This is a genomic window from Streptomyces sp. NPDC032472, assembly GCF_040636955.1.
GTDB lineage: Bacteria > Actinomycetota > Actinomycetes > Streptomycetales > Streptomycetaceae > Streptomyces.
This window is the reverse complement of the sequence record NZ_JBEZVK010000222.1, coordinates 1-1,080: the sequence shown is the minus strand read 5'-3', so window position 1 is coordinate 1,080 and position 1,080 is coordinate 1. Positions and strand designations below refer to the sequence as shown.

General features: G+C 60.5%; 2 protein-coding genes. Both read right to left on the bottom strand.

From position 1 onward, the window contains the following. A partial coding sequence (locus tag AB0F11_RS38340; protein WP_362184523.1) for a glycosyltransferase family 2 protein occupies positions 1-471 on the bottom strand: 471 nt, incomplete at its 3' end. Continuing rightward, positions 468-1,080, bottom strand: a 613-nt coding sequence (locus AB0F11_RS38335; protein WP_362184521.1) for a hypothetical protein, incomplete at its 5' end; no start/stop codon positions are given. The genes AB0F11_RS38335 and AB0F11_RS38340, both read right to left, overlap by 4 nt.

Below are 1,080 nucleotides of genomic sequence, written 5' to 3'. Positions count from 1 at the left end.
AATTTCGCCGTCGACGATCAGAACCTCGTTGACTTCGCGTTCGTAATGCACGCGCGACGGACGCACGAACCGAATGAAGTATGGCGAGATTTGCGCATGCTTCAACCAGCGACCCAGGAAGTAGTCTCTACGCCGCATCCTGGCTGCCCCGATTTCGTCGGGCGCATCGGAAGCAAAGCGGCGGAGTTCATCCAGCAGTTCCGGCGACGGTCGCTCATCCGCATCCAGGATCAACAGCCATTCGTGCCTGAAGCCGAAATTCCGTAACGCGTGGTTACGTTGCGCGGCGAAACCGTCGAATTCCCGCGCCACGACATGCGCGCCGAACGCGTTCGCGATCTGCACGGTGTTGTCTTCGCTGATCGAGTCGAGGACCCAGATGTCATCCACGCCATCGATACTCTTCAGGCATCCCGGCAGGTCCGCTTCCTCGTTCTTCGTCAGGATCAGGACCGAGAATCCGTAAGTCATTGCACCCCTCTGCGCACGCGCGAGTTGATTCGGCGGGCAGGCATACCGGCATACACCGCCCACGGCTCTTCGAGCGGCCGCGAAACAACGGCCCTCGCCCCCACCACGGCCCCCTCGGGTACGACCGCACCGGGCGCGAGAAAAGCCTCGGCACAGACCCATGCGTGATCACCCACTGCAATCGGACGCGTCACGAGCTGGAAATTAGCGGAATGGATATCGTGCGAGCCGGCGCAGAGGTGCGCGCCTTGCGAAATCACGGCATAGCTTCCGATCTTGATCGTGGCCATGCTGTAGAGCGTCACGCCATCCGCTATGCCGACATGCGAACCGATTTCGAGCATCCACGGCGCCCAGATCCTGACGCGCGGATACACATGGACATGCGGGCCCAGTTTTGCGCCGAACGACCTGAGCAACAGCGCACGCCATCCATGCAGCGGCCTCGGACTGAATCTGAACAACAGGACATAAGCCACGCCCCAGACAGCGCGACGCAGCCGATTCGATAAATTGAATGACGGCTCGGTGAAGGGATCATTACCGTCGATAATCATGCGATCGAAAAATGAGCGAGAGGCGAATCCGCGCCGATCGGCACGGGCACAC